Origin of the sequence: Rothia endophytica, assembly GCF_928381505.1 — a bacterium.
Taxonomy (GTDB): Bacteria; Actinomycetota; Actinomycetes; order Actinomycetales; family Micrococcaceae; genus Rothia; species Rothia endophytica_A.
The window spans coordinates 219,408-245,841 of record NZ_CAKMSJ010000004.1 but is presented as its reverse complement, the minus strand read 5'-3'; the positions used below and the strand labels follow the sequence as shown (position 1 = coordinate 245,841).

General features: G+C 58.6%; 21 protein-coding genes, 1 tRNA gene, 1 other RNA gene and 1 pseudogene. 13 read left to right on the top strand and 11 right to left on the bottom strand.

Translation table 11 applies throughout. From position 1 onward, the window contains the following. Window positions 1–3 precede the first annotated feature (3 nt). Window positions 4–330 carry a type II toxin-antitoxin system VapB family antitoxin gene (locus L6990_RS06715; RefSeq protein ID WP_237203307.1) on the bottom strand — a complete coding sequence of 109 codons (327 nt, stop codon included), beginning with the start codon at window positions 328–330 and terminating at the stop codon, window positions 4–6. 171 nt (window positions 331–501) lie between these two features. On the opposite strand from L6990_RS06715, the gene L6990_RS06710 reads away from it, so the two are divergent. Next, window positions 502–1,587, top strand: coding sequence for an AAA family ATPase (locus L6990_RS06710; RefSeq protein WP_237203306.1), 1,086 nt, complete (start codon window positions 502–504; stop codon window positions 1,585–1,587). A 38-nt stretch (window positions 1,588–1,625) separates the two neighbouring features. Next, on the top strand, window positions 1,626–2,405 hold the full coding sequence (gene pnuC, locus L6990_RS06705; RefSeq protein WP_237203305.1) for a nicotinamide riboside transporter PnuC: 780 nt from the start codon (window positions 1,626–1,628) through the stop codon (window positions 2,403–2,405). 94 nt (window positions 2,406–2,499) lie between these two features. Here pnuC and L6990_RS06700 read toward each other — a convergent pair. Then, window positions 2,500–2,584: transfer RNA gene (locus tag L6990_RS06700), tRNA-Ser, on the bottom strand. Window positions 2,585–2,758: 174 nt separating this feature from the next. Here L6990_RS06700 and ffs point away from each other — a divergent pair. From ffs to recR, 3 genes are all read left to right on the top strand, one after another. Then, window positions 2,759–2,855: signal recognition particle sRNA small type (gene ffs / locus L6990_RS06695), an RNA gene on the top strand. A gap of 150 nt (window positions 2,856–3,005) precedes the next feature. After that, a complete protein-coding gene (locus L6990_RS06690; protein WP_237203304.1) occupies window positions 3,006–5,963 on the top strand; it encodes a DNA polymerase III subunit gamma and tau in 2,958 nt (985 codons plus the stop codon). A 25-nt stretch (window positions 5,964–5,988) separates the two neighbouring features. Further along, the gene (gene recR, locus L6990_RS06685) at window positions 5,989–7,143 is read left to right on the top strand and encodes a recombination mediator RecR (RefSeq protein WP_237203303.1); all 1,155 of its coding nucleotides are present in this window, start codon (window positions 5,989–5,991) and stop codon (window positions 7,141–7,143) included. Here the strand turns inward: recR and L6990_RS06680 are convergent. Next, complete coding sequence (locus L6990_RS06680; RefSeq protein ID WP_237203302.1) at window positions 7,140–8,501, bottom strand: aminotransferase class III-fold pyridoxal phosphate-dependent enzyme; 1,362 nt, start codon at window positions 8,499–8,501, stop codon at window positions 7,140–7,142. The genes recR and L6990_RS06680 overlap by 4 nt on opposite strands. Before the next feature lie 80 nt (window positions 8,502–8,581). Here L6990_RS06680 and L6990_RS06675 point away from each other — a divergent pair, with 80 nt between their 5' ends. Next, window positions 8,582–10,090 (top strand): PucR family transcriptional regulator, encoded by a 1,509-nt coding sequence (locus L6990_RS06675; protein ID WP_237203301.1) that lies wholly within the window; start codon window positions 8,582–8,584, stop codon window positions 10,088–10,090. Between the two features lie 186 nt (window positions 10,091–10,276). Here L6990_RS06675 and L6990_RS06670 read toward each other — a convergent pair whose 3' ends face one another. The 3 genes from L6990_RS06670 to L6990_RS06660 all read right to left on the bottom strand — a co-directional run bounded on the left by L6990_RS06670 (window position 10,277) and on the right by L6990_RS06660 (window position 14,019). After that, window positions 10,277–11,221: an alpha/beta hydrolase gene (locus L6990_RS06670; protein WP_237203300.1), complete on the bottom strand. Its 945-nt coding sequence runs from the start codon at window positions 11,219–11,221 to the stop codon at window positions 10,277–10,279. 2 nt (window positions 11,222–11,223) lie between these two features. After that, the gene (locus L6990_RS06665) at window positions 11,224–12,684 is read right to left on the bottom strand and encodes a flavin-containing monooxygenase (RefSeq protein WP_237203299.1); all 1,461 of its coding nucleotides are present in this window, start codon (window positions 12,682–12,684) and stop codon (window positions 11,224–11,226) included. A 189-nt stretch (window positions 12,685–12,873) separates the two neighbouring features. After that, window positions 12,874–14,019, bottom strand: a complete 1,146-nt coding sequence (locus L6990_RS06660; protein ID WP_237203298.1) for an alcohol dehydrogenase catalytic domain-containing protein — start codon at window positions 14,017–14,019, stop codon at window positions 12,874–12,876. Between the two features lie 236 nt (window positions 14,020–14,255). Between L6990_RS06660 and L6990_RS06655 the strand changes: the two genes are divergently transcribed. Next, entirely contained in the window at window positions 14,256–15,782 is a 1,527-nt protein-coding gene (locus L6990_RS06655; RefSeq protein WP_237203297.1) for an amino acid permease, read from the top strand. Window positions 15,783–15,870: 88 nt separating this feature from the next. Here the strand turns inward: L6990_RS06655 and L6990_RS06650 are convergent, their stop codons facing one another. Beyond that, a complete protein-coding gene (locus L6990_RS06650) occupies window positions 15,871–16,398 on the bottom strand; it encodes an MFS transporter (protein ID WP_237203296.1) in 528 nt (175 codons plus the stop codon). Between the two features lie 115 nt (window positions 16,399–16,513). Next, window positions 16,514–17,011 carry a DUF2087 domain-containing protein gene (locus L6990_RS06645; protein WP_237203295.1) on the bottom strand — a complete coding sequence of 166 codons (498 nt, stop codon included), beginning with the start codon at window positions 17,009–17,011 and terminating at the stop codon, window positions 16,514–16,516. A 401-nt stretch (window positions 17,012–17,412) separates the two neighbouring features. Between L6990_RS06645 and L6990_RS06640 the strand changes: the two genes are divergently transcribed. The 4 genes from L6990_RS06640 (at window position 17,413) to L6990_RS06625 (ending at window position 22,162) form a co-directional block, all read left to right on the top strand. Beyond that, window positions 17,413–18,327, top strand: coding sequence for a type IV toxin-antitoxin system AbiEi family antitoxin domain-containing protein (locus L6990_RS06640; protein ID WP_237203294.1), 915 nt, complete (start codon window positions 17,413–17,415; stop codon window positions 18,325–18,327). 204 nt (window positions 18,328–18,531) lie between these two features. Then, complete coding sequence (locus L6990_RS06635) at window positions 18,532–19,830, top strand: aspartate kinase (protein ID WP_237203293.1); 1,299 nt, start codon at window positions 18,532–18,534, stop codon at window positions 19,828–19,830. A 1,123-nt stretch (window positions 19,831–20,953) separates the two neighbouring features. Continuing rightward, window positions 20,954–21,904: a 3-methyladenine DNA glycosylase gene (locus L6990_RS06630; RefSeq protein WP_237203292.1), complete on the top strand. Its 951-nt coding sequence runs from the start codon at window positions 20,954–20,956 to the stop codon at window positions 21,902–21,904. Between the two features lie 45 nt (window positions 21,905–21,949). Further along, window positions 21,950–22,162, top strand: coding sequence for a MerR family transcriptional regulator (locus L6990_RS06625; protein ID WP_237203291.1), 213 nt, complete (start codon window positions 21,950–21,952; stop codon window positions 22,160–22,162). Here the strand turns inward: L6990_RS06625 and L6990_RS06620 are convergent. Then, window positions 22,159–22,995, bottom strand: coding sequence for a hypothetical protein (locus L6990_RS06620; protein ID WP_237203290.1), 837 nt, complete (start codon window positions 22,993–22,995; stop codon window positions 22,159–22,161). The two genes, L6990_RS06625 and L6990_RS06620, sit on opposite strands and share 4 nt — an antisense overlap. A 312-nt stretch (window positions 22,996–23,307) precedes the next feature. Here L6990_RS06620 and L6990_RS06615 point away from each other — a divergent pair, with 312 nt between their 5' ends. Further along, on the top strand, window positions 23,308–23,574 hold the full coding sequence (locus L6990_RS06615; RefSeq protein ID WP_237203289.1) for a hypothetical protein: 267 nt from the start codon (window positions 23,308–23,310) through the stop codon (window positions 23,572–23,574). A 179-nt stretch (window positions 23,575–23,753) separates the two neighbouring features. Here L6990_RS06615 and L6990_RS06610 read toward each other — a convergent pair. Next, window positions 23,754–25,082 (bottom strand): annotated as a pseudogene (locus L6990_RS06610) (PepSY-associated TM helix domain-containing protein). A gap of 103 nt (window positions 25,083–25,185) precedes the next feature. After that, a complete protein-coding gene (locus L6990_RS06605; protein WP_237203288.1) occupies window positions 25,186–25,569 on the bottom strand; it encodes a DUF1304 domain-containing protein in 384 nt (127 codons plus the stop codon). 95 nt (window positions 25,570–25,664) lie between these two features. Between L6990_RS06605 and L6990_RS06600 the strand changes: the two genes are divergently transcribed. Continuing rightward, the gene (locus tag L6990_RS06600; RefSeq protein WP_237203287.1) at window positions 25,665–26,240 is read left to right on the top strand and encodes a TetR/AcrR family transcriptional regulator; all 576 of its coding nucleotides are present in this window, start codon (window positions 25,665–25,667) and stop codon (window positions 26,238–26,240) included. The last annotated feature ends 194 nt before the right edge of the window (window positions 26,241–26,434 follow it).

The window sequence follows — 26,434 nt, the reverse complement described above, 5'->3', positions numbered from 1 at the left end:
CTTTTACTGGTCTGCCCCGAGGAGGCCGGGGGCTAGCGTATCTAGGTTGAGCACGCGGGCATACATAACGACCCGGCGTTGCAGGGCTGTACGCAGCGCCCGGTGCACGCCGTCCTCGAGGTAAAGTTCACCACGATACTGCACAACGTGCGGGAAGAGGTCACCGTAAAAGGTGGAATCTTCAGCCAGCAGGGTTTCAAGATTGAGGTGCTTCTGAGTGGTAATAAGCCGATCAAGGCGCACCTGCGAGGGGGCAATCGACCCCCAGCTGCGCTGAGTGAGCCCGTGGTCGGGGTAGGGGCGATGATCGCCCACGCCTTTGAAAATCATGGCTCTATTCTAGGGCTCAAGGATGGTCTCTATTAACTTGGGCACCAATGCTCGTTCATTTACTGCGGCACGTTTTAGAGTCTTAGGGATATTCGTTGATTTTGCAGTACCTCAGGTGTTTAATCAGGTCAAGAAACTCTTGTGCGCTCAGCGCCACCTTACAAGGACACCATGCTCTATAAGAAACAACTCAGCGGGGCTTCCGTGGGAATCGTTATGGGCTCTTTTGCACCCATGCACCGCGGACACATCGATCGCATTTTGCGTGCCAAAAAGCAAAACCTAGGTGGCACCTTGGTGATCGTCACCGGTAGTTCTCAGGACGCCGGTGAGCTAGCTGGCATGAAGCACACCAAGCGCTACCGCTACGTCTCGGAACACTTCAAAAATGACCCCCTGGTTATTGTGGCTTCCCTCGATGAAACGGATCTGTCAGAACAGGATCGACTCGCTCAGGTGCAGGTTCTTTGGGATACCCATGTCGCCGCCGGCGCAGAGCGCGTCTGGTACACCGGAGCAAGCGGTCACGCCGGTTCCTTACCTCTTAGCCCCGATGAGCGCCTGGTGTCCGATGGCGAAAGCGCCGTGCATCTTTGCACCGCTATTGTTCGTGATAACCCTCTAGCTCACTGGGATCTTCTTGCCCCTCCCTTCCGCCGTTTCTTCACCAAGAATGTGTTGGTGATGGGTGCAGCGTCCGGTGGCAAAACTACACTGGTTGAAGATTTGGGCAAGCTCTACAACGCTCCTTACTCTTATGAGTACGCGCGCAGCTACCAGGTAGAAGCGAATATTCGCGACGAAGACTACGACCAGCTGGATTACCAGAACGTATTCACTGGCCAGTTCAACCTCAACCGGGAAACCATCGATCACCCCGCCAACCGAGGTCTAGCTCTGATGGATACCGACACCATGGTGACCAAGGCCTACGCTCAGATGAGTGCAGAGGACCCCGCTAGCGCGCTCTCGGCAGCTGACTACCAGTCCCTACTCCCCATGGCAGACTCCCTCATTGCTAAAGCCCGCTGGGACCTCATCCTTTTCATACCACCGGTAGGCTCTGCTAACTACACCCGTGACGGTTTCCGCTCTGAAATCAACACATCAGATCACTATCTCAACGATATTTCCCAGCGCATGCTGCATGAAGTCCGTTCAGCAGGGCTGACCAACCGACTAGTGATGCTGGACGGCGCCGATTACGCCGAACGCTACGAACAGGCCAAGACGGCCATTGCGTCCCTCCTGGCTTAACTATCTTTGATTCACCCCTTCACACCGTGGAGCTATAAATGACCGTTGCCACCACTCCTGCGCCCCAGGAAAGCACTCTATCTCGATACGCTCGGGCTGTTTACACTGACCTTTTCACGGGGTATACACCTTTCGAGAAAATCTTTTTTGCCACGCTGATCGCACTGCAAATCCTGGTCAGTGCCACGGTTTTTGAGGGCTGGTTGAGCGCTGTCACTGCTGTCGCAGGCATGATCTGCGTGATTCTGGTCGGCAAGGGTAGAATTTCAAACTACTTCTTTGGGGTTGTTCAGAATGTGCCCTACCTGATTCTGGCTTTTCAGGCCTACTTCATTGGTGAAATCACTATCGCGGCCTTCTACGTGATCACCCAGTTCTGGGGTCTCTACATGTGGCGCAAAAATATGCGGGTTGAAAAATCTCAGGCACAGCGTGCAGCCACATCCACTATTGAGGGCGAGCCGCGCGACGTCATGACCCGGCGCCTAACTCTGCCCCAGATAGGCCTTGCAGTGGTCATCCTTGGGCTTTTGACATGGGGATACGGTTATCTTTTGACCCAGTGGGGATCAAATCAGCCCTACGTAGATGGCTTCACCACGGTTATCGCGGTAATGGCTCAGATCCTCATGGTCTTTCGCTTCCGTGAGCAGTGGGTGGGCTGGCTAGTGCTCAACGCGGTGCAGATTTACCTCTGGTCTACGGTGGATGGTGGGGGCAACCTAGCCATCATGGCCATGTACGCCGGCTTCATCGCCAACAGCCTCTACGGCTGGTACAACTGGAGCAAGCTCTCGCGCCCACTCCCCCAATCCTAGAGTTAAACTACCGAGGGGCTGAAGTAGACTTCAGCCCCTCGGTTTTTGGGTAAAAAAGACCGGCTCGAGACAAGTGGGCGTCCGAGCCGGTCAGCGGAGGATGGGGGATTTGAACCCCCGAGGGCGTGAACCCAACACGCGTTCCAGGCGTGCGCCATAGGCCGCTAGGCGAATCCTCCAGGCTTGTTGCTTAGCTGAAAACAGCTTCACGAAAGACAACAGATAGAAGTCTACCCAAGGTTGGGCGTCACCGCAAATCTGGCCCAGAACTATACCCAACTCACCACTCAGCAGGCAGGGGCAAATGAGCTCAGTATTCTTTTGTGTTTTACAGGGGCTTGCGGTACAGTAATTGATGCCCCTTACGTGGCGTTATCTTGGAAAACTCCCCCAGGGCCGGAAGGCAGCAAGGGTATCTGGGCTCTGACGGGTGCGTAGGGGGTCTTATTTTGCCCAAAAAACCTACTGGGGAGGGTTACCCCGGTTCTTATAATGTCAGTCACCAGCACTACACTGTTAAGAGCATGCCCGCGCCGGGTGCGGATACCCGCATGACCCCTGCGGCGTGAGCTTTTTACGCATCCCTAGGAAGGTTTTGTTGTGAGCACTGCGTTGTACCGCCGTTACCGCCCTGAGTCCTTTGCCGACGTCATCGGGCAGGAGCACGTCACCGAACCGCTCTCAACCGCCCTAGAGAAGAACCGCGTCAACCACGCCTACCTCTTCTCGGGCCCGCGCGGTTGCGGTAAAACCACCTCCGCTCGCATCCTGGCACGTTGCCTCAACTGTGCAGAAGGCCCCACCCCCACCCCCTGCGGGCAGTGCGAATCCTGCAAGGAACTTTCGCGAGACGGCGGTGGCTCTCTCGATGTCATCGAGATGGATGCCGCCTCCCACGGCGGTGTGGACCACGCCCGCGACCTGCGCGAACGCGCCACCTTCGCCCCGGTACGTGACCGCTACAAGATTTTTATTATTGACGAGGCGCACATGGTCACCCGCGAGGGCTTCAACGCCTTGCTCAAGATCGTGGAAGAGCCGCCGGAACACATCAAGTTTATTTTTGCGACTACCGAACCCAACAAGGTTCTGGGCACCATCCGTTCCCGCACCCACCACTACCCCTTCCGTCTCGTGCCACCTGAAACCCTGGGCACCTACCTTCAGCAGCTCTGCGCTCAGGAGAACGTGCAGGTAGCTGACGGCGTTCTACCCCTGGTAGTGCGTGCCGGTGGCGGTTCTGTGCGTGATTCACTCTCTATCCTGGATCAGCTCATGGCTGGCGCTACAGAGGGGCAGGGCATCCCCTATGACCTAGCTGTTGCCCTGCTAGGCTTCACCCACGGTGAGCTACTCGATGACGTCATTGACGCCTTCACCTCCGGCAACGCAGGCACGGTTTTCACCGCTGTAGACCGCGTCATTCAGACCGGTCAAGATCCCCGCCGCTTTGTTGAGGACCTGCTAGAACGCTTCCGCGATCTCATTATTGTCAAAGCGGTGCCAGGCTCAGCCGCCTCCATTCTGCGTGGCATGGCTGAGGACCAGTTAGAACGCATGCGCGCGCAAGCTGAGAAGCTGGGCTCCGCTGAACTAACCCGTGCAGCAGACGTTACCAATGACGCACTCAACGAAATGAGCGGTGCTGTCAATCCCCAGCTGCATCTGGAGCTTCTCTGTGCCCGCATCCTGGTAGCTGCCACTGATTCTTCGGCGGCCTCCCTCGCTGCCCGCCTGGACCAGCTAGAACGTAAGCTAGCCAGCGGAACTTTTGCTACACCGGCCCAAGGGAAAGCACCCAAACAACAGACAGCTGAGCAAGAACCCCGTAAGGTTCAAGAAGCCGCTGCTCCGGCAGCAGCTACACAGCGCGCCCAAGAATCTGCCCCTCTTAAGGCTGCTCCTCTTCAGCAGACACCCCAGGCACCAGCTCCGCTGGCGAGCGCTCCTCTCGCTGCTACCCCGCTCGCCACTGGTGGGCAGACAGCAGGAGAGCCCGGCGCAGGGCAGCACATGCCGCCCCAGCAGGCAGCGCCCCAGCGGCAAACTCCCCCGCAGGCAACCTCGCGTGCAAGCGGTGAGAACACCGTGGATTTGGTGGCTAACTCTTGGAACGACGTGCTGGCTAAAATCCCCTCTGCCTTTGCGCGTGCTGGCTTTGAGAAGTGTGAGCCGGTTCGGTTTGAGCAGGGTGCGCTCTTTATTCGTGCCGAAATTGCGGTGCTTCGCCAGGTCAAGGATTACCTTCCGCAGCTGCAGAAGGCCCTACAGACCGTACTCGATTTGCAGGTTCAAATTCGTGGCGAGGTCAAGAAGCCCGGTGGGGGCACAGGCGCTCCAGCAGGGGGCCCACAGCCAGCCGGTGATGGGGGCACCCCTACGCCGGGCGCCCCGCAACAGGCCGCGCCTATTGCTGAGGGGCCGCGCGGTGGTGAGCAGGCGTGGGCTTCCCACGGTCAGCCCCGCAGCGAAGTACCTCCCGCCTGGAGCCAGGACGACTGGAACAAGCCCGTTACCTCCTGGAACGTTGCACCTATCCCCGCTGGCTCGGCACCTGCTCAGGACGGCGGGCAGGGTGAGCATCCCGTTCCATCAGCGCAGGGTGGCACCGAGGTTCCCCGCGAGGACCCTAACCCTCCGACCACCCCGCACCTGCGTGTCATCAAGGGTGATGCTGACCCGGTTGAACTGGCGAAGGCCCACCACCCCTCTTCAGGGGGGTCCGCGGAGCGGCGGAGCATGTCCCTGGCACCCGATGTCACCGAGGACGCCGATGAAGAGGGCTCTGATGAGCCAACCCCTGATACCAACCAGGTTAAGTCAGAGGACCAAGCTCACAAGAACCGGGGCACTGAACCAACAGATTCAGCGCATGAAGGCTCAAGCCAACAGACCGTAGAGGGCAGCGAGCACGCTGTATCTACCGAACCGGTACCAGTCTCTGAGGGCCTGGCCGAAGCCGGGCATCAGGAAGCCGATAATGCTGACATTAACCAGTCGACCAGCTCCGAACCTGCTGAACAGGCACCGGGAGCATCTATGCAGGGCGCTCCCCTGGCGCACGAGTACGCCGGCTACGAGGGCGGTTATTTTGATGATGCCCCGGAGCCTGAACCCGAGTATGTCGCGGGAGTAGGCTATGTTTCTACTGACGCTGCCGCGCCTACCGGCAACACCGCTCAGCCTGACTCAGGTTTATCTGACAGGTCTGGCCCCGGGCCAGCTCCCCTGGCACACCTGGCAGGAGGCACCCAGCAGCAGTCCGCTGCCCCCGTTGCCGCTCCTGGCTCAGCGTCCGGACAAGAAAAGGCCGAGAAAACCGAGAAGAAGAGCGGCAAGCTCTCCTTCCGCGAACGCCACGCAGCGCACATCGCTGCAGGTCAGCGTGCAGTTCAGCAGCAGCCAGAAAAGCCGCAGGAACCCCAGGCCGAAGAAGATTTCGCGCCCAGCGACGAGGATGTAGCGCTGGAGTCGAGCACCCTCATTGGGCAACGAGCGGTGGAGAAAATTTTGGGCGGCAAGGTCATCGGTGAGCAGCCCCTGCACCAGCCCTCCTAAGCTGCCCCTACCCTAAGGATTCTTTGTGTACGAAAGTGCCGTTCAAAACCTCATTGACGAGTTGGGCAGGCTACCCGGTGTAGGCCCTAAATCTGCCCAGCGCATTGCCTTCTACATCCTCAATGCTGAGGCAGAAGAGATGCAGAAACTTACCGATGCCATCACGCGGGTGAAGAAAACCGTGAGCTTTTGCGAGATTTGCGGCAATGTTTCTGAGACCAAACTCTGCGCAATCTGCAGGGACGAGAGCCGAGACGTCACTACCCTGTGTGTGGTTGAAGAGTCTAAGGACGTTGTTGCCATTGAGCGCACCCGCTCCTTTACCGGCCGCTACCACGTACTCGGTGGCTCCATTAACCCTCTTGCGGGTATCGGCCCTGAGCAATTGCGCATTCGTGAACTCGTGGCACGGCTTTCCGATGAACGCATCAACGAGCTGATTCTTGCCATGGATCCCAACCTTGAGGGCGAAGCAACCGCCACCTACCTCTCGCGTCTTCTGGTGCCCATTGGCATTAGGGTTTCCCGCCTGGCCTCCGGTCTGCCGGTGGGCGGCGATCTTGAGTACGCCGATGAAATTACCCTGGGACGAGCCTTGGAGGGGCGGCGCGTGATTAGCGAAGGCAACCGCTCCCTCACCGATAACGCCGCCCAGGATTTCGAAGCGGCAGTTGAAGAAGAAGCCCAGCAGAAAGCCGCCGAAGAGGTTGAGATCAAGCCGCGTGCCCGCTGGTCCGGTTCGATGTTTGACGGTTTAGGCGCAGACTCTAGTGCCCCGGAGAATCAGCAGGAAACAAACCAGAAGCAACCACCGCGCGGTGAGCAGTCTGACCTCAATGAACCCCTGCTAGAAACAGAGCTGGAAGAAGCAGGGCTAGAAACCCGAGAAGAAGCAACCCAGGACCTACCGGCAGAAGAGACACCTGCGCAGCCGGTGCCCGGCGATCTCTCCCCCGAAGAACGCGCCGAGCGGGCAGCGGCCGCAGCCTTTGAAGCCGAAGAAGGGCTGGGCGCCCCAGAAACCGGGGAGGTTGATACCAGCGGTGAAGCAGGGCAATCACAGGAGCGCCGCGAAGCCTACAAGCAGAAGCTCGATGAGCTCAAGAAAACGCCCCTGCGCACGGTAGCACCTGCTATTCCACCGATTCCCGGCAAAACCTACGTCAACCCCTGGACCTAGGCGGCGTCCTTAATAGCACCTGCCAGCACCTGTAGGCCGTCACGCAGCAGCTCCTCACCAATGATCAGCGGAGGGAGCAGGCGGATGACGTTGCCGTAGGTGCCGCAGGTCAGAATGATGACGCCCTGGGCGTGGCAGGCCAGTGCAATGGAACGAGCCAGGTCGGGGCGGGGTTCTAGGGTGCCCTTATCAGCCAGTTCAATCGCTAGCATGGCACCGCGTCCACGCACCTGTGCCACAATATTGGTTTCTTCTAGCAGGGGTTCGAGCACCTCGCGTACCGTCTGCTCAATCTTTGCGGCGTTGTCGAGGACGCTCTGGTCCAGTTGCTCAAAGACTGCCAGGGCCGCTTCACAGGCCACGGGGTTACCGGCATAGGTGCCGCCCAGGCCGCCACTGTGCACGGCGTTCATCAGCTCTGCGCGGCCGGTAACTGCCGAGAGGGGCACACCGTTAGCCAGTGCCTTAGCTGAAAGGGTGATGTCGCCTGCTACGCCCTCCCACTCTGAGGCGTAGAGCTTACCGGTACGTCCCAGACCCGCCTGAATTTCGTCAATCACCAGCACAATGCCGTGCTCATCAGCGATCTCGCGCAGACCAGTCAGGAAGCCGGGGGCAGGGACAATAAAACCGCCCTCACCCTGAATGGGTTCAATCACCATGGCAGCGAAGGTGTCTGCCCCGTGAGTCGCCAGAGTGTCGCGCACTGAAGCCAGGGACTTTTCGGTGATTTCAGCGGGTGTAGACCCGCCGTAGACAGGGCGCAGGGGGTTGGCGCTGGCTGCTCGCACTACCTCGCGGGGCATAGGCCCAAAGTTGAGCTGGTAGGGGTTCTCTTTGGCGGTCATCGCCATGGTCAGCAGGCTGCGCCCGTGGTATGCCTCATCAAAGACCAGGACGTTGGGGCGGCCGGTTGCGGAACGGGCGATTTTGATAGCGTTTTCAACGGCTTCAGCACCGGTGGAGAAGAGGCCGGTGCGCTTATCAAAGTCACCGGGGGTGTGCTCGTTGAGCCACTTGCAGACCTTGGTGAAGGAGTCATACTCGGTCACCATGAAGCAGGTGTGCGAGAACTTCTCAATCTGCGCGGCAACCCGCTGGGCTACGCGCTTGTTGGAGGCACCTAGGCTAGTCACAGCGATACCGGAGGCAAAGTCAATGAGACGGTTGCCGTCGATATCTTGGATGATTCCGCCATCAGCGGCTTCAACGAAAACGGGCAGGGTCACGCCGAAACCGGCGGTTACGTGCTGTTCCCGTTCAGCATGACGCTGAGTGGACTTGGGGCCAGGGATGCTGGTTTCCAGGTGGCGGGTTTGGTCAATGGTTATTTCACGTGCAATGTTCTGTAGGCTCATGCACCCCAGCTTAAAAAGTGGCGCGTCATCTACCTGTGCAGTTTTGCCCGGGACCGGCTCATCTATGGATAATGTGACCCATGATAACTTTACGCGAGCTCACCGAAGAGCTGGGAGATGCCCTCGTCTTCTCGGATCAGGGCAGAGAAGCACCCCACCGCAGCGTCGCCAGCGTGCATATCTCTGAACTGCCAGACCCCACTCAGTATCTGAGCGGAGGGGAACTATTGCTCACCACTGGCCTGTCCTGGGTGGAAGACCGGGAATTTGCCAGCGCCTACGTCAGTCGGCTGGTGCAGCAGAAAGTCTGCGCTCTTGGGCTCGGGCTGGGCCCGGTATTTTCTGAGGTACCCCAGCTGCTGGTTGAAGCCTGCGAACGCTTCAAACTTGACCTTCTCCTGGTGCCCGACGGGGTTTCTTTTCAACAGGTCACCAGGGCTTTTTGGCACCTGGCAGGCAAGAGCGGGTTGGAAAGCCTAGAACGATCCTTGGGGCTGCAGTCGGCTCTAGCTCGCGATATCACCCGACCGGACGGTGTCAAAGCCGTGGTTCGGCAGCTGGCCCAGTCACTGGGAGGGTGGGCTGTCTTTGAATCCCGGTCAGCGGGCAGAGCCACTACAGTGTGGCCCGAAAGCGCCGCAGCTGCCGTGAAATCCTTACAGACCCTCCCCGAGAAGATGAAGCGGGCGGACGTCAACGCCGTGGTGTCCTTTGAGTTTCGGGGGCAACAGGTGCTCAAGTTCCCTGTGGCAGCCGGCGAACAGCTCTACGGTTTTCTAGCGGTCTGCCCCCAACGCAAACTCTCAGCAGGCGATAAGTACGTGATTCGCACTGCCTGCGCCCTGCTCATGATGAAGGCCCGCCAGCAACAGTCCTACTCTGCGGGTATCGCCGCCCTCGGTGAGGCCGTAGTTAAACTTCTGGCTAACGGGCACACGGACGCCGCCCGCCTGCTCTCTGAAAACGTTGGCCTGGGGGAGCTACCGGCACGGCCCTACGTGCTGGGGCTCATAGGCGACGAACACCTTGATGAATCTGACTGGGCGCGGGCCGTCCCCGCTCTACAGCGTGCCGCCGGGGTGCCCTGCATCGCTGAAGCGGTCGCCCAATCCCCGCTCATGACCCGCATCAACAACGTGCTGGTGGTTCTCTTCCCCGAAAAGCGGGTAAAGCCCGAAACCGAGCAGGACGATACAGCCGGGTGGGGTGAAAACAGAGTAGCCGGGGTGTTAGTAGAGCCGGTCGAACTCTCTGAAATCCCAGCAGCCATTAGCACCGTACGCAGGGCAGCACGCCGCGTACCTGCCGGCCACATCATCAAGGCAGGAGCCCGAGACCGAGTAAGAGCCGAAGAGTGGGCAGCAACCCTGGCCGGCTACCAGCGCGCCGACCTCCTGGGCACCGTAACCACCTACATCAAACACCGAGGCCAGTGGGAGCCCACCTCCCGGGAGCTGGGCGTCCACCGCAACTCGGTACGCCACCGGATTGAGAACGCAGAGAAACTCCTGGGCGTCAGCCTGGACGACCCCAACGTCTTCGCCCCGCTCTGGCTAGCCCTGCGCGACCGGGTAGGCGATGAGGGGTGAAGGCTAGCTACGGGCATACCAGCGGTGAGCTGACCCTCTCGCCCGGTTCGCTAACTGGTTCGCAAGCTCACCAGATTCGCACCAGGATTTATTTCCTCGCGCGCTCGGAATCCTGGCGCTCATCACTAACGATTCACGCCAGCCCCGAGCCAGCTCACCGCTGGTATGCCCGTCTGCTAGGACAGTTTAGGCAGGGGTACCGGTGTGTTCTCTGATGAAGCGGCAAACCGCCTCCACCTGATGCTCACCCTGAGCAATGACCCCTGCTGATGAGAAGAGCCCGTGCGCGTAGCCTGCCAGGTGGTGGTGGGTGACCGTTACCCCGGCCTGTGCCAGCTTCTGAGCGTAGGCGATCCCTTCGTCAGCCAGAGGATCATGCCCAACGGTGATAACAATAGCCGGTGCCTGCTGCGCATCTACATCCCCCAGCAGGGGGCTGAGGGCTGGGGCAGTCAGGTCAGTGCCCTCAGGTACGTAGAGGTCAACGAACCAGCGCATGGTATCAGCGACCAGGGGATAGCCCTGGGTCACCCGGCTGTAGGATTCGCTGCCCATGCGCAGGTCGGTGATGGGGTAGAGCAGCACCTGGGCAGCGATCGGAAGGTTACCGCGCGCCGGGGTGTTTTCCTGCGCCAGCATGGCGGCCAGCTGACCGCCGGCGCTATCACCCGCCAGCACCACCTGCGAGGCACTCAGCCCGTGGCCGGCGTCCGAGTCGCTAAGCCAGGCAAAAGCAGCACGGCAGTCATCGTGGGCTGCAGGGTAGGGGTGTTCCGGTGCCAGCCGGTAGTCCACCGCTACCAGGCTGTGCCCGGTGCCAGCGGCCAGCGCCCGGCAGAGGCCGTCGTGGGTATCAGCGTTGCCGAAGACCCAGCCACCACCGTGCATAAAGAGAATCACGGTGTCAGACTGCTGCTGTTTCGGCTGGTAAATCCTCACCGAGAACTCCCCCACCGTTTGGTCTTCCACCCGGTAAAGGTCCGCAGGTTTCAGGCCGTTAGCCTCACAGGAGGCGATGTAGCGGGGGCGCACCTCGTCCACCGTAAATTCGTGGAAGGAGTGCGAGCCGGCCTCCCTGAAGGGCTTGAGGGCGGCGGCGGCATCTGCTGCTAGGGGGGCGTAGCCGGTCATGGTTAGGCCTTTACACCGTAGTCGGCCAGGTTCAGCTCCTTGGTGAGGGCACGGTATTCTTCTACGGTACCTGACCAGTTGTTGATAACTCGGCCCTCGTCATTCTTGTACCAGGAGGAGCAGTCCGATGAGAAGGCTGAGCCCTCAAGTTCGGCCTGCAGCTTGTCGTTGAAGGCGCGAATGACGGGGGTCTGTACGTTCAGCACGTTCTTGGGGTCCTGCTGCAGGTAGTGAACCGCCTGGGAAACATACTGCTGACCGGGTTCCAGCATGGACACCACGGAGTTGTGGTTGAGGTTGGTGTTGGGGCCGTACATGATGAAGAAGTTGGGGAAACCATCAACAGCCAAGCCCAGGTAGGCCTCGGGTGCGTTGCCCCAGCGTTCGTCCAGTGTCACGCCGTCCACACCAATAATCTTGGTGTCGCCCTGGAAGGCCTGGCTCTTGAAGCCGGTGGCGTAGATGATGACGTCGAACTCGTGCTCGGTGCCGTCGGTGGTGCGGATGCCGGTGGGGGTGATCTCTGAAATACCCTCAGTAACCAGTTCTACGTTGTCGCGGTTTAGCGCCGGGTAGAACTCGTCAGTGCGCAGGATGCGCTTGCAACCGTAGTCGTAGTTAGGAGTCAGCTTTTCGCGCAGCACGGGGTCGGTGATGTGGGATTCCATGAACTCACGTGCCAAAGCCATGCCCTCCTGGGAAGCTTCAGTGCCGCGGCGGGTGCGTTCAAAGCCAGCCTCACGCATGTCGTGAATATCCTGGCGGATAGCACGGTAGGAATCGGGGTTCTCCACGAATTCCTTGGTTTCTTCGGCGGTGAAGATGTGCTGGTCGCGGGGCAGGATGTAGTTAGCTGACCGCTGGAAAACAGTAACCTTCCCGGCAACCTTGGCGATTTCGGGGACGTACTGCACAGCTGAAGCAGCGTTGCCGATCGAGGCAACCCTCTTTCCGGTCAGGTCGATGTCATGGCGCCAGTGAGCCGAATGGAAGGTCTCACCCTTGAAGGAACCGGTGCCAGGGAAGTCAGGAATGTTGGGTTCTGAGAGCTGGCCCCAAGCGGCGACGATGGTGCGGGCGGTGTAGTGCTCACCGGTGGCGGTGGAGATTTCCCAGACCGCTGCGTCCTGGTTCCAGCGGGTCTCGGTGACGTGCTTGTTGAAGCGGATACGCTCGTTCAGGTTGAACTTGGTGGCTAGATCCTTGAGGTAGCCCTGCAGCTCCTTCTGACCGGCATACATACGGGTCACCTCGAGGTTGAGGAAGTAGCTGTAGCAGTAGATGACGGCCTGGGTGTCACAGGCTGCACCGGGGTAGGTGTTTTCACGCCAGACGCCACCCACCTCATCTGCCTTTTCCAGGATGAGGAAGTCCTCAATGCCGTCCTGAACGAACTGGGCGCCCTGGCCCAAACCGCCGTAGCCTGAGCCGATGATGATGGCGTCATAAGTGTGAGTAGTCATGGTTAATGCTCCTGTGCATTCGTCGTGAATAAAGATGATGAGAAGGTTAGTGCCCGGGGCTGGGCAAGCTTATTTATCGCCCTGCTGGCTCGGGGATGGCGTGAATCGCCTTGTGAGCGAAGCGAACCGGGCGAGAGGGTCAGCAGGGCGATAAATAAGCTTGCACTGCCCACCCCCTTTTAATCGGGACTAGTCGAAGGTGATGATCTGCCGCATGGCCAGGCCTGAGGTCAGCAGGTCCATCGCCTCATTGATCTGCTCAAGAGGAATCCGGGAGGAAATAAGGCCCTCGACGTTGAGTTTGCCGCTGCGCCAGAGATCCTCATAGATGGGGATGTCGTGTTCAGGGACGGCGGTGCCCAGGTAGCTGCCCACGATGCTCCTGGCTTCGGCGGTGAGTTTGAGTGGGTCGATGGTGGTGCTTGAGCCGGGGGCGGGCAGGCCAACGGTCACGGTGATGCCGCCTGGTCCGGTGATGTTGATGGCGGTTTCGAGGGCTTTGGCGTGACCGGCTGCCTCAATCACGGCGTCAAACTTTTCGCCCTGCTCGGCTGCTGCTAGGGCGTCAGGGCTGGTCATGGCGTCGCTGGCTCCCAGTTTCTTAGCGAGCTCTAGCTTTTCTGATTGCATGTCGATGCCTACCACGTGCTCGATGCCCAGGGCGCGGGCGGTAATCAGGGCTGCCATGCCCACACCGCCCAGGCCGACGATAGCGACCTTGGCGCCGGGGGCTGGTTTGGCAACATTGAGCACCGCGCCGCCGCCGGTCAGCATGGCGCAGCCCAGCAGAGCGGCTACGTCGGCGGGGACGTCGTTGCCCACCGGTACTACGGAGCGGCGGGAGACTACGGCGTAGGTGGCGAAGCCGGAGACACCCAGGTGGTGTTTGACCTCAGCGCCATCGCGCTTCAGGCGCTTGCCGCCACCCAGTAGCACACCCTCGGTGTTGGAGGCGGTACCCACGCTGCAGGGGGTACGGCCGTTGGAGTGGCAGCCGGAGCAGTCACCGCAGCGGGGCAGGAAGGTCATGACAACGCGTTGCCCTAGCTCTAGGTCATCCACGCCTTCACCTAGTTGCTCCACCACGCCAGCGGATTCATGCCCTAGCAGCATGGGCACGGGGCGGGGTCTGTTGCCGTCCACGACCGACAGGTCGGAGTGGCAGACGCCAGCGGCCTCGATGCGCACCAGAATCTCGCCCGGGCCGGGGGCGTCTAGAGTCAGGTCTGAGACGGTGATGGGGCGGGACTCGGCGTAGGGTGCTTGATCACCAATGCGCTCTAAGACAGCGCCCCGGATGGTTCGGACGCCTTGCTTGGCTAGACCAGCAAACATGTGTGCCTCCCACAGTTTTTACGACAGCTTGTGGCCTCGATCATAAAAAATATCCTGGCACCCACCCTAGATAATGCGTACAAGAAAGAAATATTTATTGGCTGAATCGAATAAAGGGGCGCTGAAAAGCAATTAGTGTACAACCCAGTACAAAAGTGGCACACGCAACACTGCGCGGAGTCACTGCTACCTCGTGAGAAACCTCAGCAACACCAACCGAAGGGAGGCGACACATCATGGATCGCCCAAAAAATTCTCCCTATGACAACCAGGTCTCACCGGAAACGTCCGCCGGTATGCGCGTTCACCTCAACGACAGAGGTGAAGGGGTAAACCCCAACGACAGGTCAACCAAGCACCTGAAATCTGCCCTCAGCAACCGGCACATCACCATGATTACCCTGGGCGGCATCATTGGCGCTTCCCTCTTTGTAGGTTCAGGTAACATCATTCGCTCCGTAGGGCCGGCGGCCATTATTTCCTACCTCATTGGTGGTCTTCTGGTCTTTTTGGCTATGCGCATGCTGGGTGAAATGGCGGCTTCCCGCCCCACCACAGGTTCCTTCATGGAGTACGCCCGTATTGGCCTGGGCGACTGGGCGGCCTACCTGGTGGGCTGGCTCTACTGGTACTTCTGGGTGGGTGTGCTCGCCTATGAGGCTCTGCTCTCTAGCCAGACCCTGCATCTTTGGTTCCCTGCCATCCCTTCTTGGGCCGGCGGTGTCGCCATGCTGTTGCTCTTCCTCTTCGTTAACATCATCTCGGTGCGCACCTTCGGTGAAGTGGAATTCTGGCTGGCTTCGGTCAAGGTCATCACCATCGTGATTTTCTTGGGTGTTGGCGTGCTCTTTGTGCTGGGTCTGTGGCCCAATTCGACCCCTTCGGTGTCTAACCTCTGGGAGCACGGCGGCTTCGCCCCCCACGGTTTCGGTCTCGCTTTCACCGGCGTCGCCCTAGTGATCTTCTCCTACTTCGGCACTGAAATTGCCGTGATGGCAGCTGCTGAATCCCGCGACCCGGCCAAGGGCGTGCGTCAGGCAACCTCAACCGTCATTTGGCGTATCCTGCTCTTCTTCGTTGGCGCTGTGCTGATTATCTGCATGGTCATCCCCTGGAACCAGCTACCCGAGCCCGTCAACGTAGCGGCAGCCCCCTTCACCCAGGTCTTCTCCCTCTACGGTCTGCCCGGTGCTGAAATCATCATGCAGCTGGTCATCTTCACCGCCGTGATTTCTGTGCTGAACTCCGGCCTTTACTCGGCCTCCCGTATGTTCGCGGCTCTGGCTAAGCAGGGCTACGCGCCAGGCTTCATCGCTAAGCAGTCCAAGAACGGTGTGCCCATCTACGCCCTGGTTGCTTCAACCCTGGGCGGCTTCCTGGCAACCTTCGCAGAATTCCTCGCACCATCCTCTGGCATCTTTGACTTCATCATGAATTCTGCCGGTCTGGTAGCGCTCTTCGTTTACGTCTTTATCGCACTGACCCACATCAGCATGCGCCGCAAGATGACCAAGCAAGAAGTAGACGGGCTTAAACTGAAGATGTGGCTCTTCCCCTGGCTCAACTACCTGCTGATTGCCGGCATCTTCTTTGTCTTTGTAGTCATGCTCTTCACTGAGGGTGGCCGCGCCCAGGTCTTCACCTCGCTGATTGCCACCGGTGTTCTGGTGCTTTTCTGGCCGGCTGTAAAGAAGAAGCTGCGCATCATGCGTGAAGCTGACCCGTCAACCGCCCAAATTACCATCAAGGACGTCTCCCACTAGCGAGACCCCCAGCCTCAAGGACGCCGATCCCCCGGTAAACCGGTGGCTCGGCGTCCTTTGTTATGCCAGTGTGGGTGGCTCCTACATGTCACGGTGTTCTTCTACGGGCTAGAACAGCGCGTCCCACAATATTTGCCAGCGCACAAAGCACTAGGGCGCTACCGCCGTAGGCCATGAGGTGCAGTGCATACTGTGAACCCAGCGCAGCTCCCAGGGCGTAGCCACTGAGCAGACAGACGTAGACAATCCAGCGGAAGCCAGCCCAGGCACGGCCTTGCTGGTGCTCAGGCACTGACGAGAGAATCACCCGGTTAGTCAGCGCGTTAAAGGCCCCATTACCTACCCCACCAGCAGCGAAGAGCACCATAATAGTGGTAAACCCCGGCTGAAGGAGCCCTACCGCGCCGATAGCCAGTCCAATAGGAAGGGCTACCAGAGGGTAGTAGACCAGGGGTTTTTCAGTAATACGACTGCCCAGCCAGCTACCTGCCACAATCCCCAGAGCCCAGGAGGCGGATGCGAAACCATACTGCGTGGGTGAAAGACCCAGGTCGCGTGTCAGGGCAAAGATGCCAGAGACGTCATCCAGGGAGGTACTGGTGACGGTAGTGATCACCACCCGGCTGCTGAAACAAAAATCCCTAACAGCAGAACCCGTAGAGCCGTAGTGTCTCCTTCCGCTGAGCCCTGTGCACGGTTAGTCAATATTCGTTGTCTAAGACTCACGGGGCTTACCCCCGTTGGTTGAGCGTAAAACGCGGGACGTCCCCGTTCAGGTAGGCGGGTAGCCAGATGCTTTCCCATTCCGGAGCTTCGGCGTGCAGCACGGTTTCCCAGCGGTCCGGGGCTACCTCGGTCAGCCAGTACACCCCGGTCAGGTCGTTACGCTTCAGGTAGCCGTAGTCCACCAGTTCGCGGCGCAGGTAAGCAAAATCGGGCCAGAGGCCCTTCAGAGTTTCATTAATCTGCTTCTCGCTGTACTCCACCCCGGGGTCAAAGTAGTTAACCAGGTAGAGCAGCACGTGCGCCCTCGCCTTGCGTTTAGCGGGAAAGCTGGTGAGCGCGCCGTCCTTGAAAAACCGGCCCACTACAGTGCGGTGTTCGGTTTCTGCGGCCTGCGCCTGTTCAGCTTTCTCGGTGAGGACGAGCGCCCGGGCGGCCGTGTAGTTCAGCCCGGTTTCTGCCATGCGGGCGCGCACCAGGGTTTTGAAGTTCTTATTCTGAGTCATTGGTACATCGACTTTTCTACACCCCTAGCCTGCTTCTCCAGTCGGAAAACCAGTATCAGCCCCAGAGATGACTAATCCCTTGGCGCCGTTCGGCGGGAGGCTAGGGCTCCAAACCGGGCGCGAGGCGGTGGGGCCCGCCTGTTCTACAAGGTAGCCCATGTTCCGCGCTCGGGCAAGCACCCGCCGTCCTGACCGAGAAGCCTGTGTTCATATCAGCATGGGTAACCCCTCACCAGCAGGGGGATTACCCCATGCTCGTGAGGCGTTGCCCATGCTAACCTGAGGACGCTCTTATCCACAGGTTCGTTCACCGGCAAGCGCTCAACCGTAATACTGGAGGGTTATCCCCAGATTTATGGGGCTCACCTGCAGAAACCCCTAAGATATGCCATGGTTAGCGCATGAACCTTGAAGAACTAACCACTCTTGTCAAAGACAAAGAAGCCTTCGCCCTCGAAGGCGTTAGTGAAGCTACTCTCTACCGCCGGGTACAAGCAGGGCAATACACAAGGCTGCGTAAGGGCATCTACGTCGATACCTCTCACCTCAAGGCTTTGAGATTTGAAGAACGGGCAGTAGTGGGGCATATCGCGGCCCACCGCACCATTCCTAGCGCTGTTTTCAGCCATGACTCGGCCGCACTGCTATGGGGTGCTGCACTCCTGAAGGTTCCCCGGCGGGTTTCAATTTCCACCCCGGGAAGAAGCAGAAACACCCCGAGCGGCACCATCCGCCATGCTTCCAGGCGTCAGGTCTGCGAACGGGCACGGGTGGTCGCTGGCTTACCGGTAACCGACCCGATACAAACCATTATTGACTGCGCGGTAACGCTACCCGCACTTGATGCACTGGTGGTGGCAGATAGTTTGGTTCGGTTGGGGCTGTGCACCGTAGAGGACGCCGCGCCGCAGCTTGGGGCGCTGTCAGGCGTCCGAGGTGCACGCACCGCCCGCACTCTGTTGGAGTGTATGAGCGGAAAGTCTGAGAGCCCGGCGGAGTCACTTGCGGTGTATAGGATACGGGCCATGGGCCTTGAACAGCCCGAGCAGCAGATAACTTTGCGCACCTCAAACGGTTACATCTACCGCCCGGACTTTCACTGGCAACATCTGCGGCTGATTCTGGAGGTAGATGGCATGGTGAAGTATTACGGCGGATACCGCCCCACCGATGAGGAACTACGCTATGAAAACTTTAGGCAGAAGGAGCTCACTCGAGATGGGTGGCGAGTAGTGCGAACCACCTGGGATGAGCTGCTGCGTCAGCCCAACCTTCTACGAGCTGAGCTGGTGCGTGCCGGCGTCCGCCCGCTCTAGCATGGGTAACCCCTCACCGGCAGGGGGATTACCCCATACTCATGAGGCGTTACCCATGCTGACGCGTTTGAGGCGTCATCTGCCGTCACGTGCGTAGCATTACCGTCATGTGAGCAAAAATAGTTCATAAAAGGCTCCCGCACGTACCATTGACTAAACCGGGAAATCAGCCGGTAAGTATCACAACGGTATTGGAGAAGTTCAATGAGCCTGATTGTCCAAAAGTTTGGTGGGTCTTCTGTCGCGGATGCAGACGGCATTAAACGCGTAGCCCGCCGCATCGTGGACACCCAGAAGGCTGGCAATGACGTCGTTGTGGTCGTATCGGCGATGGGTGACACCACCGATGAGCTCCTAGATTTGGCGGAGGAAGTGACCGGCAGTGCGCCCGGCCCCTCCCGCGAACTCGACATGTTGCTGACCGCCGGTGAGCGCATCTCCATGTCAGTGCTGGCAATGGCAGTGAACTCCCTGGGCGCTAAAGCGCAGTCCTTCACCGGCTCACAGGCTGGCATGATTACTGACGGTGTGCACGGCTCTGCACGCCTGGTTGAGGTCAACCCCAACCGCATCCAAACCTCCATTGCTGAAGGCAACATCGCTATTGTTGCCGGTTTCCAAGGCATGAACCGCCAGACCGGGGACATCACCACCCTTGGCCGTGGTGGATCAGACACCACCGCTGTCGCCCTGGCTGCCGCCATGAACGCTGATGTCTGCGAAATCTACACCGACGTGGACGGCGTCTACTCGGCTGACCCTCGTGTAGTCCCTGCAGCCCGTAAACTAGACACTGTCACCAGTGAAGAGATGCTTGAGCTTGCAGCTAACGGCGCTAAGATTTTGCACCTGCGCTCCGTAGAATACGCCCGCCGTTTCAACCTGAAACTGCATGTGCGCTCGTCCTTCTCTCAGAATGAGGGCACCATCGTTATCCCCGATAACCCCGAAGAATTTGAGTTTGAAAACCTAAAGGAGATCCCCTTGGAACAGCCCCTGATTTCTGGTGTTACCCATGACCGTAGCCAGGCTAAGGTCACCGTTGTTGGTGTTCCCGATGTGCCCGGTTCGGCGGCTAAGGTCTTTGGGCTGCTCAACGAGGCTCACGTCAACCTGGACATGATTGTGCAGAACGTTTCCACCGACCGCGACGATGTCACCGACATTTCCTTCACCTGTGACCAGGCGCAGGGCGGTAAGGCCGTTGAGGTGCTGACCAAACACAAGGCTGAACTTGGTTTTGAAGAGATCAAGTACAACGATTCCATCGGCAAGCTCTCCCTGGTGGGCGCGGGGATGAAGGCTAACCCCGGTGTGTCCTTCACCTTCTTTGATGCCCTGCGTGAGGCAGGGGTGAACATTGAGATGATTTCAACCTCCGAGATCCGCATCTCGGTCATCACCGATATCGATAACCTCGATGAGGCTGTGCGCGCCGTACACACCGCTTTCGGGCTGGACGCCGAGCAGGAAGCCACCGTTTATGGCGGTACCGGCCGCTAGGTCTTGAACTAGGTTTGTCCGCGAGGACGCTCGGGCCCCGGGCTGGCAGCACCACGCTGCTGGCCCGGGGCCCGGCTTTTGCCCATTTCAAGGGCTTATAAAAAAATTTTCTATATTTTTCGCCCAAAGACTTGTCGGGAACATATAGACCAATATATTATTGCTGCACATCATATCTTCTTTAACCCCAAATTCAGCCAACCGGCTGGTCAAGCACTAAAGGAGTATACCAATGCACGGAGTAAGAAATATTACAGCAACTGCCCTGTTAGCAATAACATTTACCCTAACCATACTCGCACCTTCTAGTGCTGTTGCGTTCACCAAAGAACCTCAACTCTCCAGCCCATCCCATACTTCAAACTTTCCCGACCCATATTCATACTCCAAGTTTATTGAAGCAGCCTCCTATGCAGGGTATACCAGTCAAGAGGTAAAAAATTTTGAAGAGTTTTTCACACAGAATTATATATTAGAAGAAAATAGCCTTACCCCAGCATCAAACTACGTTCCCAATGGATGCTCAGATCCCCGATCCTGGTCATCATACAAACAAACATTTCTCCCAGCGTGCAACACTCATGACTAATGTTATTCCGCACAGTATAATTTTAGGCGATCACGCGCAGAGTGTGACAATAACTTCTATAGCTCAATGCGCTCTATATGCAATTTTCTATATTCACCACATTCTAGCAAAAATATAAGCTGCCTTAATGAATCGAGTGTTTATTACTGGGCGGTAAGAACATTTGGGCGACCACACTACAAAGGCTCCGGCGATTCCTCATGATAAAATTATTTAAACTGAGCAAAATACCGAAAACTCTAGCAATTCTATGCTTTACTACATATATTTTCACAGCTATGTGCGCATTTATCGCACACATTAACAGCGAAGCTTACATCGGCGCAGGAGTTCTTGCCCTTCAATTTGGTCTACTCAGCATCGCTTTAACCGCTTGCACTCTTGTCATATGGGCAGTACGACTTACTACTCATGATGAATAACCAACCCCACCACGGGGGTAACTAGGTTCGTCCGCGAGGACGCTCGGACCCCGGGCTGGCAGCACAGTGCTGCTGGCCCGGGGCCCGGCTTTTGCCCACTAGAATAGACCCCATGCCCCTCACCCTCCTTGCCCCGGACGATTGGCGCGCACTCGCGCGCGCCCATGAAGAACGCTCCGGCCGCTACGCCCTACCCTTCGCACGCCGCCGCGAGCGCGGCCAAGCCCACCCCGTTGAAGACTTCCTCTTCACCTACTACACCCTCAAGCCCGGCCAGTTCATGCGCTGGCACCCGGGCGTCGGCGTCATCCTGCTGGACGCCGCCAGTCGCGCAGACTGGAAGTTCTACCGCCCTGCCACCGAGGACGAGTTGCTCGCCGGTGGGTTAGATGCGGGCGAGGCAGCTCGCCTCGCCAGAGAGGGCACAGCAATGACCGTTGATATTGACGCCTTCGCCATTCAGCGCGCCTCGGCCGTTGACTTCACCCGCATCATCCTGGGCAAAACAGCCGCCCAGCCTGGCTTCTTCGGTTGCTTTGGTCTGCACGAATGGGCCATGGCCTACAAGTCGGTGGAGAACAATATTCGCCACGACTACCTTGACTTGCGTCTGGGAGCCGACGGCACCGATGAGGTGGTTGAGAGCCACAATATTCGCTGTACCCACTTTGACGCCTTCCGTTTCTTCATGCCGCAGGCACGCCCCCTCAACGAGCTGCAACCTACCCGCGAAACCCAGCGTGACATGGAGCAACCTGCCTGCCTACACGCCAACATGGATGTCTATAAGTGGGCCTACAAGCTCCTGCCGCTCATCAGCTCAGAGCTTCTGATGGACTGCTTTGACCTGGCCTGGGAGATACGGGAGCTAGATATGAAAGCAGCACCCTACGATCTTCAGAGCTGGGGCTACGAGCCGGTCAGGATTGAAACCGCCGAGGGCAAGCTGGCTTACACCCGCTCCCAGCGTGCCTTTGCTGCAAGATCGGTGAAGCTGCGCCAGCGGCTCCTTGCTCAGCTGGATGCCGCGCTGCCAGCCCCTGCAGACCACCAAGCGGTCTAGACCCGGGAGCCCTCACCGCCATCATTCTAGGAAAAGGAGAAACCCATGACCGAACTAAATATCATGCAGGTAGCCCAGCAGCTGGGTGTTAACGAGTACTCGGTGCTGAGCTGGGTAGAAGAAGGCGGGCTCACCCCCGTGGAGGGTAAGCCCGGTCTGTGGTTCACTCCTGAAGAGGTGGAGCGCTTTGCCGCCGTCCTGAAGAACCGCACCACTGAATCGCGCGATTCCCTCCAGGGTTTTAAGAAGCTTTATTAGCCCTCGGGCTGAGCGGCAGGTTCAGCTTCGGCAGGGGCGACCACCGGTTCAGCCGCCTCTTCAGGGGCATCGGCAGGCTGAGCAGGGGCATCGGCGTTTTCTTCCGGCTCTTCGGGGGCGGGAAGGGGTTGGCTATCGATGGGTGCCAGGAAGATGCGGTAGGGCAAAGCCATTTCTGTAGGTTCACCGGTGGCAGGTTGCAGCACGAAGGTGCCCGACTCTGCCCGCAGCTTCATAAAGCCGTGGTCTACGGTGGGGATGGCAATGTCTAGAGGGACCTGCGGGAAGAAAATCTGGGAGCCTTCTGCTGAGGTCTGGCCAGTAGTTGTAATATCAGCCATCGTGGTGAAAGTAGCGGTGCCGTGCCAGGTTTGGCCGTTTACGGTGCCTTCGCTCATGGTTGCTGAAACGTTGCCCGCGTTGAAGAGAGAACCGGCTACACCGGGGCTTCCAAAGGGTCCGTAAGTAAAGTTGGCCCCGCTTTGCCAGTTGCTTGGAGCTACCACCGGCTCACCCTCAAGGTAAGTAAGTTCAATTTCCATTGTGAAGACAGCGCCCGCCTTCAAAACGGTGCTGCCGCCTAAATCTGTTCCGGTCTTTTCATCAACCGGTGGGGTGAACCAGAAAGCAAAAGCAATTTCGTTGAGATCAGGGGCTTCTGCCTCATTCGCGCCCACCGGCTCAATAAGGGGTCTGGACTGGGTGGTTGGCACCGAGGCGGAGGCTGCATAAGCGGGAACCTGAGTTGCTACAAGAACGGCCGGGGCAGCCCATGCTGCGGTGCGGGCAAGAGTTCTGCGGCTGATGTTGGGGTTGGCTTCGGGGTGCGTCATTATAGGCTTCCAGTAGGGTGCGATGGCGTGAATTCCTATCCTAAGAGCCACTGCGGTGAGTATTGACCTACTCCCCGGCAGTACACCATATGAAGCCACAAAGTTTCTTAAAAATTTCGACCATATTGGGGACACTTCACTAGGGTTTGTGGGGTGTTTGCTGTGACACGAAGATTGAGATTACGAAACTTTACGTAGCTTCTCTTGCGCCACATCACCACCATGGAGCCACATCGTGAGTGTTATACTCGCAAAAGCACTTCCCAAGTGCATTTCCCCATATCAACCCACAAAAAGATGGACTCCCAACCCATGTTGTCCCCCAGAAAATTTGCAGCCCTGAGCACCCTGGCTGCTCTGGCCTTTACAGGCCTCGCCCTTCCAACTGCGTCAGCTGCCACCTACGACACCGACGGCGATAAAATCCCTGACGCTTGGGAAATCAACGGCTATGACGCTGATGGTGATGGTGTCATCGATATTAATTTCCCTGCTCTTGGCGCCGACCCCCACTACAAAGACCTCTTCGTAGAGATGGACTACATGCCAGGCACTAACTCCGACCCGCGCCCCGAATGACCTGATGACCCTCAAAAGTTCCAGGCCCAGTCCTCTGCCCCCGGCATTTCGCCCTATGAGCAGCAGGAACCTGAGATTGAGAAAACGAGATGACGGCAGACCTAGCCCGTGAACTAGGCTACCTGCCTGCCGAGTAATCACGTTCTTCTCTCCCCTTGTGAAGGAGTAGCACAGGGGCGCTATGCTTTGCGGCGTAGGCTGTAGATCAGGAGGTCGCAGATGGTAAAAACCAGCAGACTCGCCCCCAGCAGGGGCAGAAAGACTCCGACCGCCACGGCAGCGATAACCAGTAGGAACCAGGCGGGTAGGGGCACCTGTGCTAAGGACGTCAGCGGCGGCACACTACCCCAGGTTTGGGTACCGCGCGGACGCCGCTGCCACCACATCAGGTAGCCCCAGGCGCAGAGGGCTAGGGTCGCAAGAGCCAGGACAAAAAGTGCCAGCTGGTTGGCCAACCCAAAATGGGTGCCCATGTGCAGGTCGATTCCCCAGCGGGTTAGTTTGGCTGCTAGGGGGTAAGCGGCAAAGTCGGTGCGGTCGATGGCGGTGTAAGCATAGGGGTCTATGGCTACGGAATCGACCTGGGTAGGGTAGAAACGTTGGGTTTCTTGAACCACCCAGGCTGTGTTTGGGTCTTGGCTAGAGCGTATTTCCAGGTTCACGGAATCGATATTGATGGCCCGGGCGGCGCTGAGCACCTTGGCAAAGGAAATCACAGGCAGGGCATTGGGTAGGTCAGTGGAGCGTTCAGCAGCAGGGGAAGCATGGTCGGCATGGTCGGCTGAACCCGAAGAATCTGTTGTCGCCCCGGTCAGAGAGGTGCTGACAGCCGGGGTGGTCCAACTCAGTGCCGCACGCAGTTCACTCACGTTGGCTCCGGCATACTGAGACCAGGTCAGGCCTGTGGCTGAGAGAAAGAGCAGGCCAGCTGCTAACCAGAAGCCTACCGCACTGTGGCGGGAGAGGGTGCGCAGATAGCCGCGGAGCCCGCGGCGCGGTAGGAAGGCGTCCTTTTTTCTGCTCAACCTATGAGCACGCACAGCCCACAGCACCAGGCCGCTGACCGCAATCACTCAGAGCCAAGAGGCAGCCAATTCGCTGTAGAGGCGCCCACCCTCACCCAGGTGGAGGTTACGGTGCAGACCGCTGACCTAGGTACGGAAGGGTAAAGAGCCGCTGGAACCGTACACCGGGTAGTCACCCAGTATCTGCCCGGTACCGGGGTCAAGAAAGACGGCGCGGGTGGTTGATTCGCCCAGGGTTTCGTCGGCGTACATGACGCGGGTGGTGGTGCCGGGGGCGACAGCCGGGCGGACGGCTACCGGCAGCTCCTGCCCCACATAGTTATTGGCCAAAGCCACCTGTTCATCAAGGGCAAGGCGAGTCTCTGTAGCCTCTACTGTGAGTACATGGCTGTAGGCTATTTTCTCAATCTGAGGAGCTAGGGCATAGAGGGCGCCCGAGGCTGCTGCTACCGCGATGAAGGGGGGCCACCAGAATACCCGCATAGAAATGCAGGCGGCGGGCTAGGGGGTAGAGCCAGGCAACTGAGGCAGAGGTTCGCATAGGTAGCCATTCTAGGCTATCTCTAGCGGGGTAAGGGCTAGTGCTTTAGAGGAATGCACCGAGAAAGAGCAGGATGACGGCCAGCAGGGGGAAGGTGCCCTGCTTGATGGCGGCGCTCCGCTTGTCGGGTGAGGTGATGAAAAGGACGGCCGCTGCGGCCAGCATGGAACCGGTACCTGCTAGGGCCAGGGCTAGGCCGACCTGTGTAGAACCTGCCCAGTAGAAGACTGCACCGAGGGCGGCAATAATACCGAGGAAGAGATTATAGAAACCCTGGTTGTAAGCCATTTCCTTGGTCTGTTCGGCTGATTCACGGCTCATGCCGAAAACGGGCAGGGCTCGGGTGGTCCAGGCGAAGGATTCGAGGTAGAAGATAAAAACGTGTAGGGCGACGGCGAGCAGTAGGGCGATGATACCGGCGATAGTCATGGGAAAATCCTTTCATAGGTTTTTTGTAACGCTTATTCTAATATATACTAGAATGGTCAGTACACAATTTTTTTAGCCATGAAACGAGGCACACCATGGGGCGCACAGCGACTTTCGACCGAGCGGACGCCGTCAGGGCAGCCCGCAGCGTCTTCTGGGATCGGGGCTACGAGGCAACCTCAATCCCCGACCTTGAACAGGCAACCGGTCTCAAGCGCTCCAGCCTCTACCACGCCTTCGAGTCCAAAAAGGGACTTTTTGACGCAGCGGTAGAGAACTACCTGGCAGAAAGCGTCCGCCCGCTCCTTGCCCCCATCACCAGCAAAGACGCGAAGCCCGATGCCCTCAACGACTACTTTGCAACCCTGGCCAACTCTATTAACTCTGCCGGTAGCCACCCCGGCTGCCTGCTCATAGCGGCAGCCAACGCCCCAGTGGGCACCGACCCGGTGGTCAGAGCAGCCATCAGCGGCTACTACGACGAGCTACTTGCTGCTTTCCGCGCAGGGGTGGGCAGGGCGCGTCCACACCTCACCGAGGACGAAGCGGACGACCAAGCCCGCACCCTGGTTGCCCTCACCATCTCAGCCCTGGCCCTTGCCCGCACCAACAAGACTCTGGCTCTTGCTAACCTGCAAACCGCGCAGGAACTCGCCACCCCCAAAGACTAGGTACAGTCGGCGCGCTCCAGCAATGGGCACAATCTAAGGGGCGAGCGTGCGCCATATCGCCGAGCGTGCGGTTGCTGGGTGCACGCTCAGCGATATAACGCACGCTCGCCACAACCAGACGCCGTAGAAAAGCCCCGCGCCCCACCATCTCAAGACAGCGGGGCACGGGACCCAGGAAACGACGACTCTATGTT